The sequence below is a fragment of the Bacillus thermotolerans genome (assembly GCF_000812025.2).
GTDB classification, from domain to species: domain Bacteria; phylum Bacillota; class Bacilli; order Bacillales; family Domibacillaceae; genus Quasibacillus; species Quasibacillus thermotolerans.
On sequence record NZ_JWJE02000012.1, the window covers coordinates 1 to 13,561 of the forward strand.

Annotated in this window: 15 protein-coding genes and 1 other annotated feature; of the genes, 7 read left to right on the plus strand and 8 right to left on the minus strand. The window is 45.0% G+C overall.

The annotated features are described in order from the left end of the window. A partial coding sequence (locus tag QY97_RS06520; RefSeq protein WP_046128688.1) for a transposase occupies nucleotides 1-462 on the plus strand: 462 nt, incomplete at its 5' end. Between the two features lie 128 nt (nucleotides 463-590). Here QY97_RS06520 and QY97_RS06525 read toward each other — a convergent pair. Then, on the minus strand, nucleotides 591-908 hold the full coding sequence (locus QY97_RS06525; protein WP_039233651.1) for an iron-sulfur cluster biosynthesis family protein: 318 nt from the start codon (nucleotides 906-908) through the stop codon (nucleotides 591-593). 177 nt (nucleotides 909-1,085) lie between these two features. Here QY97_RS06525 and QY97_RS06530 point away from each other — a divergent pair, with 177 nt between their 5' ends. Next, nucleotides 1,086-1,280 (plus strand): YqzH family protein, encoded by a 195-nt coding sequence (locus QY97_RS06530; RefSeq protein ID WP_039233653.1) that lies wholly within the window; start codon nucleotides 1,086-1,088, stop codon nucleotides 1,278-1,280. Between the two features lie 65 nt (nucleotides 1,281-1,345). Here the strand turns inward: QY97_RS06530 and QY97_RS06535 are convergent, their stop codons facing one another. Beyond that, the gene (locus QY97_RS06535) at nucleotides 1,346-2,137 is read right to left on the minus strand and encodes an SDR family NAD(P)-dependent oxidoreductase (protein WP_039233655.1); all 792 of its coding nucleotides are present in this window, start codon (nucleotides 2,135-2,137) and stop codon (nucleotides 1,346-1,348) included. A 14-nt stretch (nucleotides 2,138-2,151) separates the two neighbouring features. Then, nucleotides 2,152-3,123 carry an MBL fold metallo-hydrolase gene (locus QY97_RS06540; protein WP_039233656.1) on the minus strand — a complete coding sequence of 324 codons (972 nt, stop codon included), beginning with the start codon at nucleotides 3,121-3,123 and terminating at the stop codon, nucleotides 2,152-2,154. Nucleotides 3,124-3,361: 238 nt separating this feature from the next. Continuing rightward, nucleotides 3,362-3,578: a binding site (T-box leader), on the plus strand. Nucleotides 3,579-3,652: 74 nt separating this feature from the next. Between QY97_RS06540 and proC the strand changes: the two genes are divergently transcribed. Together proC and namA are read left to right on the plus strand one after the other, a co-directional pair. Continuing rightward, complete coding sequence (gene proC / locus QY97_RS06545; protein ID WP_039233657.1) at nucleotides 3,653-4,480, plus strand: pyrroline-5-carboxylate reductase; 828 nt, start codon at nucleotides 3,653-3,655, stop codon at nucleotides 4,478-4,480. A gap of 71 nt (nucleotides 4,481-4,551) precedes the next feature. Further along, nucleotides 4,552-5,568: an NADPH dehydrogenase NamA gene (gene namA / locus QY97_RS06550; protein WP_039233658.1), complete on the plus strand. Its 1,017-nt coding sequence runs from the start codon at nucleotides 4,552-4,554 to the stop codon at nucleotides 5,566-5,568. 35 nt (nucleotides 5,569-5,603) lie between these two features. Here namA and rnz read toward each other — a convergent pair whose 3' ends face one another. Then, nucleotides 5,604-6,521 carry a ribonuclease Z gene (rnz, locus tag QY97_RS06555; protein WP_039233663.1) on the minus strand — a complete coding sequence of 306 codons (918 nt, stop codon included), beginning with the start codon at nucleotides 6,519-6,521 and terminating at the stop codon, nucleotides 5,604-5,606. A 171-nt stretch (nucleotides 6,522-6,692) separates the two neighbouring features. Between rnz and QY97_RS06560 the strand changes: the two genes are divergently transcribed. Next, entirely contained in the window at nucleotides 6,693-7,058 is a 366-nt protein-coding gene (locus QY97_RS06560) for a DUF1694 domain-containing protein (RefSeq protein WP_039233665.1), read from the plus strand. A 44-nt stretch (nucleotides 7,059-7,102) separates the two neighbouring features. On the opposite strand, the gene QY97_RS06565 is transcribed toward QY97_RS06560, so the two are convergent. Then, nucleotides 7,103-8,341, minus strand: coding sequence for a DNA polymerase IV (locus QY97_RS06565; RefSeq protein ID WP_046128689.1), 1,239 nt, complete (start codon nucleotides 8,339-8,341; stop codon nucleotides 7,103-7,105). Nucleotides 8,342-8,639: 298 nt separating this feature from the next. Here QY97_RS06565 and QY97_RS06570 point away from each other — a divergent pair, with 298 nt between their 5' ends. Further along, on the plus strand, nucleotides 8,640-9,965 hold the full coding sequence (locus QY97_RS06570) for an aminotransferase family protein (RefSeq protein WP_039233667.1): 1,326 nt from the start codon (nucleotides 8,640-8,642) through the stop codon (nucleotides 9,963-9,965). Nucleotides 9,966-10,009: 44 nt separating this feature from the next. Here QY97_RS06570 and QY97_RS06575 read toward each other — a convergent pair whose 3' ends face one another. The 3 genes from QY97_RS06575 to mce form a co-directional block, all read right to left on the minus strand. Next, the gene (locus tag QY97_RS06575) at nucleotides 10,010-11,137 is read right to left on the minus strand and encodes a M20/M25/M40 family metallo-hydrolase (RefSeq protein ID WP_039233669.1); all 1,128 of its coding nucleotides are present in this window, start codon (nucleotides 11,135-11,137) and stop codon (nucleotides 10,010-10,012) included. A gap of 138 nt (nucleotides 11,138-11,275) precedes the next feature. Further along, nucleotides 11,276-12,832 (minus strand): acyl-CoA carboxylase subunit beta, encoded by a 1,557-nt coding sequence (locus QY97_RS06580; protein ID WP_039233672.1) that lies wholly within the window; start codon nucleotides 12,830-12,832, stop codon nucleotides 11,276-11,278. Between the two features lie 6 nt (nucleotides 12,833-12,838). Beyond that, complete coding sequence (mce, locus tag QY97_RS06585; protein WP_039233674.1) at nucleotides 12,839-13,252, minus strand: methylmalonyl-CoA epimerase; 414 nt, start codon at nucleotides 13,250-13,252, stop codon at nucleotides 12,839-12,841. A gap of 175 nt (nucleotides 13,253-13,427) precedes the next feature. On the opposite strand from mce, the gene prli42 reads away from it, so the two are divergent. Next, nucleotides 13,428-13,523 carry a stressosome-associated protein Prli42 gene (prli42, locus tag QY97_RS20970; RefSeq protein ID WP_156994624.1) on the plus strand — a complete coding sequence of 32 codons (96 nt, stop codon included), beginning with the start codon at nucleotides 13,428-13,430 and terminating at the stop codon, nucleotides 13,521-13,523. Nucleotides 13,524-13,561: the final 38 nt, after the last annotated feature.

The window sequence follows — 13,561 nt, forward strand, 5'->3', positions numbered from 1 at the left end:
ATTACACAAGGTGGACGTGCTAAAGAGGATGAGTTTGAGTTTAATAAAGATGCAGGTTTGTACGTTTGTAAAGCAGGTCACATGGCAATACGAAAAGCACGAACGGGAAAGAAAGAACAAGGGAAAAATCAAAAAGACACCTATTACTTTGATATTAAAAAATGTGCAGTATGTCCGTTCCGTGATGGCTGTTATAAAGAAGGGGCAAAAAGTAAAACATATTCTGTTTCAATAAAATCCACAGAACATAAGGAACAGGAAGCATTTCAAAATAGTGAAGAATTTAGAGAACATGCACGCTCTCGTTATAAAATTGAAGCAAAAAATAGTGAGTTAAAACATAGACACGGGTATGAAACAGCAACATCTGCGGGTCTATTTGGTATGGAAATTCAAGGAGCCACAGCGATATTTGCAGTAAACCTCAAGCGAATTTTGAAACTCCTTAATGAAAAGGAATAAAAAAAGAAAAGGAAAAAGGCAATTTTCCGCTTGAAAAACAGGTGGAAAATTGCCTTTTTGTATTCATTTGAATTTGCAGAATAAAAAACGTAAGTTTTTCAGTGCCCTCCTTCTTAAGCGGGAGGGTGTTATGTTCGTTTCATCAGGTTCATCTGTCCGTTTAAAATCTCTTCGGGACTGCTCAGCCGATACAGGTTAGCTCCCGAAACACCGATAGTCAGCTTCTCTGCAAAAAAGACCATTTGTGAGGCTTCTACAAGAACCGGCATGGCATTTGTTTGTATTTTGACATCTCCCTCGGCTGCCTCATCAACGATCCACAAAACAGGGACACCATTTACCCCGCAGCCGCAGCCTTCCGTATCGTAATGAAGCTTTAAATACGTACCGCTCTCAAGTTTGCTTTCAAGTCTTTCTGCCGCTCGTTCCGTTATATGTATGTTCATGTTATCCCCTTTCTATTTCTGTGTATTGCTTTTTTCTCTTCTTATTTATAATCAAAAATTTACAAATGACAAGCATGAGCTTCTAGAACAGCTGTTGCTTCCCTTTACCGCTCGCAGCCTCAGAACACAAACAGGCAGCTGTCCAATTTTTGCTTTTTCCTATAACGGGGGTGAATGATGCTGGACTCATTATTTATAAAGAGAAAAATTAAACAATGTCTCCGCCAATACGAATTTCATATCGAAGAATCTGAATTAGAAGTAGTTTATGAAGAGCTTTTGCTCCGTATTTATAAACACCAATTGGCAGAAGACGGCGAACTATATGAAATTATTGAAGACGAGGTATATGAATTTCTTGCAAGGGGATGAACCGACTATTCAGCTCCTTGTTAATATCGAAATAGCAGGGGCCGATTGATCTGGCAAACATTAAGTCATTTCTTAAAAAAGGCTTTACGGCCGAGCCGTTCTACCGTGCCTGGAAATAACGTATGAAGGATGCTTCCCGCGTTCATCCATCTCGGCAGGTTAATCTCTCTTTTTTGCGTTCCCATCGCTCTGATGACTTCCCTTGCTACTTGCTCAGGCTTCAGCATCCATCTTTCTACGCTTCTCGCATAAGAGCCGGACGGATCAGCAGTCGTAAAAAATTCCGTTGCGATTGGACCGGGATTCACAGCTGTTACATGCACACCATCACGGGCAAGCTCCATTCGCAGACTGTTCGTATAACCAAGCACCGCATGCTTAGTAGCCGCGTAAATGCTGGACTTCGGGGTAGCCATTTTCCCTGCCTGGGAAGCGATATTGATAATATGCCCGCTCCGCCGCGCCTTCATATGGGGAATTACCATCTGCGTACAAGCAATTAGGCCAAGAACATTGACTTTAAACATCGCTTCCGTTTCCTCCCACTTCGCCTCGTGTGCTTCATTGAACACACCAAAGCCCGCATTATTGACAAGGATATCAATCGCGGGAACTTTTTCTATGATTTGTCCGAAAACATACTCTACCTCCTCCTTTCGGCTAACGTCCACGCTATGAATCTGGATATCCACTGGAAGTGTACGGCCGATCTCTTCCTTTACTTTCTTTAACCGGTCCAGGCGGCGGGCAAGAAGAATGAGGCTGGCTCCTTCCTGCGCTGCCTGCCTTGCCATTTCAACTCCAAGACCGCTTGATGCACCGGTAATCAACACTGTTTTGCCTTTTAGACGGCCCATGCGTCCTCCTCCTTCTACCATGAGAAATAAGAATAAACACCCTGCTCGTTTTTCTCGACCCCAGCGGCTCCAATATCAAGCAAATAATCAAGCTGGCCGATCGTTTCAGACATTGTTAAGTCCAGCTCTCTTTTATAAACTGTCGGGAATAACCGCACGCATATGTCAAACGCAGTGAGAGACTGTTCTTCAATCATATCTTTTACGAACATGGCACGATCGTGCTGACGCTCAAACCGGCTTGCAATTAATGCATTTGCATTTTTTACTTCTGCTCCATGCCCCGTATAAATCGTATCCACCGGAAGACCCATCACTCTCTTTAAAGAATGATTATACTGCAATAGCGGTTTTGGCCGTTCTTCTCCATAGTTGAGCGGAGGCTCTAAGAGAGGATTCGAAGAAATCTTCGCTAGCACATGGTCGCCGCCGACCATTGCACCATCCTTTTCCCGGTAGAAAGCGAGATGACTCTGGGCATGGCCTGGCACTTCAAACACCTGCCAGTCTGCAAGCCCTGGCAGCGGGCTGCCCTCTTTTATTTCTAACGTCAGCGGACTCTCTCCGCTGCTGAACTTTAAAGGCGCCTGAATCCTTTTCAGCATCGGTTCAGCTTCAGCAGGCACGCCGCTTTCACGGAACAGAGCCCGATAAAATTCCATCGCAGAGCTAAGGAAGGCTTCATCCTTCACTACCCAATTAGCACAATAAGGATGACCGATTCGATCAATGTCTCTCGGAAGAAAATCAAGCAGGCCAGTATGATCCGGATGATGATGAGTCAGAAGCACCTGCTCGATGTCCTCCACTTTATAGCCGATGTCCGCCAATCCGGAAACAAGCGCTTCAAAAGAAGCGGCTGTCTTCGTACCCGCATCAACAAGCGTCAGCCTATCCCCCTTAATTAGAAATACATTTACGTCCCCGACCGGGAAAGGAGTCGGAAGTGTAATTTTTATAATATCGCCAAACTGTTCTGTATTCATGAATGCACTCCACCTTTTCTTACAGCTCTATCGCTTATCTTCCGCTAAGAAAGAAAGCGTTATATCAACAAGAGAATACTCCTATCAATTGTAGCGAGTTCTACAGCAATTGTCATTATTTTCACATAACAAACAACACAGGTAGAAATAAACAGAAAATTCTCTCTTGACAAGAGGCATCACATTCCTCATAATCACTAGTAAATATAATTTTGTTCTGAATGTGTGTGTTATATAGAAAAAAGCATCGACAAAGGACCAGTAAATAAATAATGGTGCAAGAGAGTGGAGCCCGTTGGCTGAAAAGCTCCATCACCCGCTTATTTATTGAACCTGCCTTTCGAGCTTTTAGGCAAACCTAAACGTTTCCCCCGGCGTTAACGGGAATCGAGTGTGCAGGCATTAGTCTGCAAACAAAGGTGGTACCACGGAAGCAACACCCTTTCGTCCTTTACATCAAGGATGAAAGGGTGTTTTTTATTTTACGGCCTATAACAGAACATACTCATCATGAAGGAGGATAATCAAAATGAAGACAGCATTCATTGGTGCCGGCTCTATGGCAGAAGCCGTGATCACCGGAGCTATTTCCAGCGGGGCATTGGCTGCTGATCAAATTCACGTAATCAATAAATGTAATAAAGAAAGACTAGAGGAGCTTAAATCGCGCTACGGGATTCATACGAGCTATGATACGGCTGAAATCCTTAAAGATAGCCATATCGTGGTGCTAGCCACTAAGCCGAAGGATGCAAAGGATGCGATCCAAAAAGTGAAAAAGCATCTCTCTCCATCCGCACTTATTATATCTTTAATGGCAGGAGTAACAATTGATTTTATTGCACACGAAACAAGCGCTTCTCACGCCATCATTCGAGCCATGCCAAACACTTCGGCCACTATTGGCAAATCTGCTACAGCGATTGCCCTGAATGAGCACGTCACCGAAGAACAAAAGATGACAGCGCTGGCTCTCTTCTCTTCTATTGGTTTAACGAAAATCGTAAAAGAGGAGCAGCTGGATGCTGTAACTGGCTTATCAGGGAGCGGCCCTGCCTATATTTATTATGTCGCAGAAGCGATGGAGCAGGCAGCAGAAGAGATTGGCCTCGAAAAGGAAGTCGCTAAACCGCTCATCATTCAAACCTTGCTTGGTGCAGCTGAGATGCTTTCAGCGACAGACGGTGAAGCAGAACAACTGCGAAAAGCAGTGATGAGCCCGGGCGGCACAACGGAAGCAGGCATTCATATTTTAGAAAACAAAGAGGTAAAGCAGGCCTTTGTCCGCTGTATTACAGAAGCAACGGCTCAATCTAAACGTCTTGGCCTTCCTTACAAAAACCCAATTCAACAATAGAAATAAGCCGATCATTTTGGTCGAAGAAACGATCTTGCTATAATGGAATCGGACACTAAAGGAGGATTCTGATGGCAAGAAAGTTATTTGAACCGTATACAATTAAAGATGTAACACTTAAAAACCGGATCGTCATGTCACCGATGTGCATGTACTCGGCGGAACAGGACGGAAAAGTGAACGATTGGCACCTTGTTCATTATCCAGCCCGGGCCGTCGGCCAAGTTGGTTTAATCATGGTGGAAGCGACTGGTGTTACGCCAGAGGGCCGTATTTCAGAACGGGACCTGGGCATTTGGAGCGACGAGCATATTGACGGACTCAAGCGCCTCGTCTCTTTAATCAAGCCTCATGGGGCAAAGACAGCTATTCAGCTCGCTCATGCTGGCCGAAAAGCGGAAGTAAGAGGTGAAATTCTAGCCCCTTCCGCTCTAGCATTTGATGAGACGATGAGAACGCCGAAAGAAATGACGAAAGAGGATATCGAGCGGACAGTGCAGGCCTTTGCTGATGGTGCACGCCGGGCAAAGAAAGCTGGTTTCGACATCATTGAACTGCATGGCGCGCACGGCTATTTGATCAATGAATTCCTCTCTCCGCTTACAAACCACCGGGAAGATGAATACGGCGGGAGCCCTGCCAATCGTCTGCGCTTCTTAACGGAAATCATCACCGAAGTGAAAAAAGTTTGGAACGGGCCATTGTTTGTTCGCGTATCCGCCAGCGACTACCATCCCGAGGGGTTAACAGCAGAGGATTATGTACCAATTGCTCAGCAGCTGAAAGAGCTGGGTGTTGATCTCATCGATACAAGTTCAGGTGCCGTTGTCCCTGCTAAGATCCAGTCTTTCCCAGGGTATCAGGTGAAATTTGCCGAAACAATTAAGCATGGGGCTGATATTCCAACCGGTGCTGTCGGCATGATCAACTCGGCGATGCAAGCAGAAGAGATTCTGCGGAATGAACGCGCCGATTTAATCTTCCTTGGACGCGAGCTGTTGCGTGATCCGTATTGGCCGCGTACAGCTGCAAGAGAATTGAGAACACAGATTGATCCGCCCAAACAATATGAACGCGGGTGGCAATAGGAGAGAAAAGGAGCAGCTGATCAGCTGCTCCTTTTCTATTGAACGGGAACCTCCATAAAGTCATGCGCCAGCACGACAGGCTTGAATACTGTTTCTGCTTCTCCTTTTAACCCCTTTGCTTCTTCCTTTGTATATCTAGAGCTAATGTGGTTCAACACGAGAACCTTTGCTCCTGCTTCTTCAGCAATTTGCGCAGCCTGTACAGTCGTGGAATGAAAGTAGTCATGCGCCATTTGCGGCGTTTCAGCTGAGAACGTAGCTTCATGTACCAGCACATCTGCCTCTTTAGCCAGCATCACAGCTGCCTTGCATGGTCTTGTATCTCCAAGAATCGCCAGGATTCTTCCCTTCTGAGGCGGCCCCATATACTTATGCGGCTGGATAATGCGCCCATCCTCCAGCTCAACTGACCGGCCTGCTTTGATGTCTTTGTATATAGGTCCTGGCGGTATATTATCCTTTCTTAATTCATCTACTAGCAGCGCTCCTGGCTTATCCTTTTCACAAATCCGATATCCATAGGAAGCAATACCGTGCTCTAGACGACGAGCCTCCACAATAAACTGCTCATCCTCAAAAATGACTCCCTCCTCTACCTCTTCAATAGTAAGCTCATATTGGAGTCTTGTTTTACTTATATTCAAGGCTGTTTGAAGGAATTCCCGGGTTCCTTCTGGTCCGTACACCGTAAGCGGCAGTTCTCCCCCTTGAAATGAGCGGCTGCCTAGTAAACCAGGCAGGCCAAAAATATGATCTCCATGTAAATGAGTAATAAAGATCTTCTCAATACGCCGAGGCTTTAATGAAGTGTGCAATATTTGATGCTGGGTCGCCTCTCCGCAATCAAACAGCCATACCGCCCCTCGTTCGTTCAGCATCTTCAAAGCCAAGGAGCTGACATTTCGTAATTTTCCCGGCACGCCCGCTCCTGTCCCTAAAAACAATAGTTCCATCTTTACCACATCCTCTCAATCAACTTCCCTTCTCATCGGGTGCAAGCCTTCTGTGTCTGCTGTTACACACAGTTCAGCCAGAAATCTCATAAAAAAACAAAAAACAGCATTTTAAATACTTTTCGGAGGGGTATATATAAATGAATGTCTACGCTAAAGGAGGAGACTTATTTGAGAAGGCTCAAGCTGGTTTTTGAACAGCTGACTGACACTTCGCCTATTGAACCGCAAGAATACTTAGGTATGCACAGAGAACAGATCGAAGGAGTTCTAACGGCCAAGCAAATTTATAAGGAGCAAGGAAAAAAAGAAGTAGAAGACTGGGTATCTCTAATTAAGGAAGGAGAAATGCGCTTAAGCAGCGACCTTGACTATACTTACTTAACTCCCTATATCCATTTAGCGATCCAATATCATATCCCCTACTTGCTTGTAGACCATGATGAATCCGAAACAAATGTAGGTCTTGTTGTTGCCCACTCTCGTCCCGTTGATAAAAGATCTATTTGGCTGCAGGAGGAGAATCAACTCTCCTGATTATCAATACCTCATCTTTCTCTCTTCTCAAAAAGCTGCTTTCATTATTCCAACTGACCATCGGGCCGTTTCCCTTTCTTGGGGCGGCCTTTTTGATGGGAGTGAACTCCTTTATGAATGATATCTTCTCCATGCTTTTGACGGATACCATCTATTAATTCGTTGAGCGCTCCCTTTTTCGCCTCTTCTTCATAAGAAAATAAGTCAAGCTGAATATCCGCCTGCTCTCTTTCAACAATGTCCTGGACTGTGATACCTAAGAGGCGAACACCATTCCCATTCCAATGGGTGAGCAGCAGCGCTTTAGCAGCCGCCCAAATATGTGCTGCTTGTTCGACCGGTTTCGTTAACCTCTTCGTGCGTGTAATCGTATGCCAATCTTTATAACGAATAGTTAACGTCACAGTACTTCCAAGTACGCCCTTTCTTTTTAGGCGAGCAGCCGTCCTGTCAGCTAGCTGCTGAAGCACCTTTAGAAGCTCCTGCTGCTTCGTTTCGTCCTTAGGAAGAGTCATCGATTGGCCGACACTTTTAAATTCTTCTGCTGCTTTCGGGTCTACCTTGCGGCGGTCCTCTCCATTAGCATATTCTTTTAAGCGTACACCTCGTATACCGAGCTGCTGCCGAATTGAATAATTATCTATAGCGGCTAAGTCTCCAATAGTGGAGATCCCCATCAGTGCCAGCTTATCTGCGGTCTTTCTTCCTATGCCATGCATCTCAATCACTGGCTTCGGCCATAAAACGGAAGGAACTTCCCTCTTTCGCAAAACAGTCAACCCCAGCGGTTTTTGCATATTAGAAGCCATTTTCGCCAGGAATTTATTTGGAGCGATGCCGATGCTTGAGGGAAGCTTTAGCTCCTGAAGCAATCGGGCCTGAATCTTCCTAGCAATGTCTATCGGCTTCCCAAGTGAATAGCTCTCCGTAATATCCATATACCCCTCGTCGATCGAGACAGGCTCGACAAGAGGAGTGTACTCCCTCAAAAGCTGAAACATATACGCAGAAGCCTGACGGTATTTATTAAAGTCCGGTGGTAAAATGACTAAGTGCGGACAAAGCCGTTTCGCCTGCCACACAGGCATGGTCGTTTTGATTCCGAAAGCCCTTGCCTCATAGCTGCATGTCACAATGATACCTTTCCGTTCCTCAGGCTGTCCGGCAATAGCAAGAGGCAGCCCTTTCAATGAAGGATTGTGGGCTATTTCTACTGACGCATAAAAACTGTTCATATCTACATGCAGAATGACGCGTCCATTCCTTGGATAGAAGCGCTTCAATCTCTCCACTTCCTTCTACTTACAAACAAGTTCTTCCTTATTATACCCTGAATTAAGGAAGAAGAACATTCATTCTCCTAGCCATTTTCCTCCCCGCAGTTACGTGTCTGACTAGTCAAATGACTTATTTACAAATTTTTCTGATTATTGTAAGCTACTATTATCTATCTGAATATGAAAGGCTACACAGCCTGGCTGAACATATTTTAGCTGCTTTTGAAAATACGGCTGACCGAAGCTGCTTCTCTATATAACCTGGATGAGGCGCGTCTACTAAAAAATTACGAGGTGACAATTGATGACTATACAAACAGCGTTAACGGGTCAATTATCTGAATTGGATAAGAAGCATTTTATTCATCCGACTTCTTCTATTAAAGAACAGCAGGAGAATGGACCGGCTGTCATATTTAAAGAAGGAAGCGGTGTGTACGTCACTGATATAAACGGCAAAACTTATATAGAAGGAATGGCCTCGCTTTGGAATGTAAATGTCGGCTACGGGCGCAAAGAACTGGCGGAAGCAGCTAAAGAGCAGCTAGAAAGACTCCCGTTCGCTTCAAGCTTTGCCACCTTTAGTAACGAGCCGGCGATCCGGCTGGCTGCCAAACTGGCAGAAATGACACCAGGTGATTTAAATGCGGTCTTCTTTACTTCTGGCGGCTCGGAATCGAATGATACATCCTATAAACTTGTCCGCCATTATTGGAAAATAAAAGGTCAGCCAAATAAGACGAAGATTATTGCCCGCAAGAGAGCGTACCACGGAGTAGCAGGGGCTTCTACCAGTGCCACTGGAATTGAGGATTTCCATCATATGACTACTTCTCTAGCGGGTGGATTTATCCATACGGAAGACTTCTCTCCAGAAGCTTTAAGAAAGACAATCGAACGGGAAGGAGCCGATACCGTTGCAGCCTTCCTGGCCGAGCCGGTACAAGGGGCAGGAGGAGTCAATATTCCGCCGGATGGCTACTTCCAGGAGATCCGCAAAATCTGTGACGAATATAATGTTTTATTGATTGCCGATGAAGTCATTACCGGATTTGGCCGCACAGGCAAAATGTTTGCTTGTGAGCACTGGGGCGTTGTTCCAGATGTAATGCTGCTCGCAAAAGGGATCTCCAGCGGTTATATTCCACTTGGCGCAGTGATTGTACGCGATCATATTCATCAAGACTTAATCAAGCTGTCGGAAGGTACGCTGCTGCATGGCTTTACCTATAGCGGTCATCCAACGGCATGTGCAGTGAGCTTGAAAAATCTTGAAATTTTAGAAAGAGAGAACCTCGTTCAGAACTCGAAAGAAATGGGGGCTTTTCTCTACAAAAAATTAAAAGCCCTTCAAGCGGAAACATCCATCGTTGGTGAAGTACGTGCTCTCGGCTTAATCGGAGCAGTCGAAATAGTAAAGGATCAGAATACAAATGAACGTGCTTCTCAAAAGCTGTCTCCGCAAATTATTGCAGAAGCGAGAAAGCGCGGTCTTATCTTAAGAAACGTCGTATTTGGCGACTCAGACACGATCGTCTTCTCACCGCCGCTTATCATTAATGAGCAGGAAATCAATGAATTTGTACGTATTTTAAAAGAAGCTATTTTAAAGATACAGCAGACTATATAAAAAGAAGCGAGGCCCGAAACAGGCCTCGCTTCTTTTCTCCTTCATCAGTTCGCTTCTTCTGCTGTGATCGCCACAATGGCAACAGCCATTTCCGCGAGCTTTACTAGCTCTTCAACAGGCATTCTCTCATTTTTCGTATGAATTTCTTCATACCCTACTGCTAAATTGACAGTCGGGATCCCAAAACCAGCGATCACATTGGCATCACTGCCTCCCCCGCTTGTCAATAGCTCGCTAGGCCGGCCAATGCGCTCAGCTGCCTTCTTAGCGATCTCCACCACATGATCACCATCGCTGAATTTAAATCCAGGATACATGACATCTACTTCTACATTTGCACGGCCGCCCAATGTCTCTGCTGTCTGTTCAAAGGCTTCCTTCATGGCTGTTACTTGCGCTTCCATCTTTTCTGGGACAAGCGAGCGGGCCTCAGCAAGAATTTGAACGTAATCACAGACAATATTTGTCGCCTGCCCACCTTCGAACCGTCCAATATTTGCTGTTGTTTCTTCATCAATGCGTCCAAGCGGCATTTTAGCAATCGCTTTCGCTCCAATGTTAATAGCAGACACACCTTTTTCAGGAGCTACACCAGCGTGAGCGGTCTTTCCGAATAGCTCTGCCTTAACCTTCGCCTGTGTCGGTGCAGCGACAATGATTTTTCCTACCGTGCCATCGCTGTCCAGGGCATAGCCAAACTTCGCCTTTATAAGAGACGGATCCAGTGCCTTGGCTCCCACAAGGCCCGATTCTTCTCCTGCAGTAATAATAAATTGGATCGTTCCGTGTCCAAGGTTTTCTTCCCTTAATACCTTCACAAGCTCCAGCATGGCCGCTAAACCTGCTTTATCATCTGCTCCAAGGATCGTTGTGCCGTCCGTTACAACATACCCATCTTTCACGCTTGGCTTCACGCCAGCACCTGGCACAACTGTATCCATGTGCGAAGTAAAATAAATCGGATCCACCCCGTCCTTCGTTGCTTCAAGCGTGCAAATCAAGTTCCCAGCTCCGTGGCCTGTCCGGCTGGATGAGTCATCTTCATATACATGAACGCCCAGCTCTTCAAATTTGCTTTTTAATATCTTTGCAATTTCAGCTTCATTTTTTGTCTCTGAATCTATCTGCACAAGCTCAAGGAATTCATTGAGTATCCGTTCCTTATTAATCATCGTATGTACCTCCGTTCTTTCGCCTCGTTATGTTTATTATCTCCCTTACAGTATACGCCTTCTCACCAGGCTATGCCAAATATTTGTAACCAAAAATGCCCATCTGGCGCATAGAGGCCGCCAGATGGGCTGAAAAAATTATAAAGGAATGTTTCCGTGTTTCTTCTTCGGACGGTCTTCCTTTTTCGTTCTCATCATTTCAAGAGCTTGAATAAGCTTAATGCGTGTTTCACGCGGATCGATTACATCATCTACCATACCGTGAGAAGCAGCTACATAAGGGTTAGCAAATTTCTCCCGGTATTCTTCAATCTTCTTGGCTCTTGTTTCTTCTGGATTGTCACTGTTCGCAATTTCTCTGGCAAAAATAATATTTGCCGCTCCTTGAGGTCCCATAACAGCGATTTCTGCATTTGGCCAAGAGAAAACTAAATCAGCACCGATCGACTTACTGTTTAAAGCTACGTAAGCGCCTCCATAAGCTTTACGCAAAATAACCGTGATCTTTGGAACCGTTGCTTCTGAATACGCATATAGAATCTTCGCACCATGACGGATAATGCCGCCATGTTCCTGCTTAACGCCAGGGAAGAAACCGGATACATCCTCAAATGTAATAAGCGGAATATTGAATGAATCACAGAAACGGATGAAACGGGAAGCTTTGTCAGAGGAATCAATATCGAGCCCTCCTGCCATAAACTTTGGCTGGTTGCATACAAGACCAACAGCTTCTCCCTTCACACGCGCGAAACCAACAACAATATTTTTAGCAAATTCCTTTTGTACTTCCGTGAAAGAGCCTTCATCTACAACTTGCTCTACTACTTTTCTTACGTCATACGGACGCAATCCGTCGAATGGAACGATATCTGTAATATCTTCACGATAATCATCTTCTTCATTGTGTTCCAGCCGCGGTGGTTTTTCTTCGTTGTTCTGTGGCAAATAACCAATTAACGCCCGTACCATTTCCAGCACTTCTTCTTCGGAACCTCCGCGGAAATGAGCGTTTCCACTAATAGAATTATGTACTTTTGATCCCCCGAGATCCTCGGATGTAATTTTTTCGCCTGTTACAGTTTCAATAACCTTTGGCCCTGTAATAAACATTTGGCTCGTTTTATCGACCATGAATACGAAGTCAGTGATTGCTGGTGAATAAACCGCTCCTCCCGCGCAAGGTCCCATGATAACCGAGATTTGCGGAATTACACCTGAATAAATGGCATTACGATAAAAAATGTGGCCATATCCGTCCAGCGAAACAACCCCTTCTTGAATACGAGCGCCGCCTGAATCATTTAAGCCGATGAACGGTGCGCCATTTTTCGCTGCCATATCCATAACGTTAGCGATTTTCTTGGCATGCATTTCTCCAAGGGCGCCGCCAAATACCGTAAAGTCCTGTGAAAATAAATAAACAGGACGGCCATTCACCTTTCCGTAGCCTGTGACTACACCATCTCCCGGACCTTTAACATCAGCCAGACCGAAATCAGTGCTGCGATGTTCAATAAATGGATTTACCTCAACAAAAGTACCGGGATCAAGAAGCAGTTCAATACGCTCGCGTGCTGTCAGCTTTCCTCTTTCGTGCTGCTTCTCGATGCGTTCATCACCACCGCCAAGCTCTACCTCGCGGCGCCGGTCATACAGTTCATTGATGCTTGTGAAAATATCTTGGGTGGTCATAACTTTTTATTCTCCTTCCGTCTTGCTCTTCTCACAAAGTTCGAATAACACACCATGAGCAGCTTTTGGATGCATGAAAGCGACGTCAGCTCCACCAGCTCCTGGTCTTGGCACCTCGTCGATCATGCGAATGCCTCTTTCCTTCATCTCCTGGATGCGCTCTTCAATATTATTTACTTTAAATGCTACATGATGAATCCCTTGTCCGCGCTTTTCAATAAATACAGCAACTGGGCTTTCACTATCTAACGGCTCAAGGAGCTCCAATTTCACATTTCCGGCATCGATAAATGCCACCTTTACTTTCTGGGTCGGTACTTCTTCTGTTTTCATATGTATAAGTCCGAGCTGCTCCGTATAAAAACGCAGCGTTTCTTCCAAGGAGCTGACAGCAATGCCAATGTGGTCCACTCCGTTCAATCATCTCACCTCTTTCAATATTAAAAATTCTCTAACACTTTAAACTTCGACATAAATCGTTAAATTCCTCCTCCATGCTTGAATATTTTTTCTTTTTCCTTGAGAAACAAAGTAAAACTCGCTATCATTAAAGAAAAGACCTCTCCCCCGGGATAAAGGAGTGTTAAGGTAGTTTATGCAAAACAGGACTATCCGGAAAGTCGTCGTATATATTATGTTAATCATTATGCTTGTTTCCACTTTATCGTTCGGCCTATCCATGATAATGTAGAACAACCGATACAAGCCATACAAAAAAAGAAGCCTATT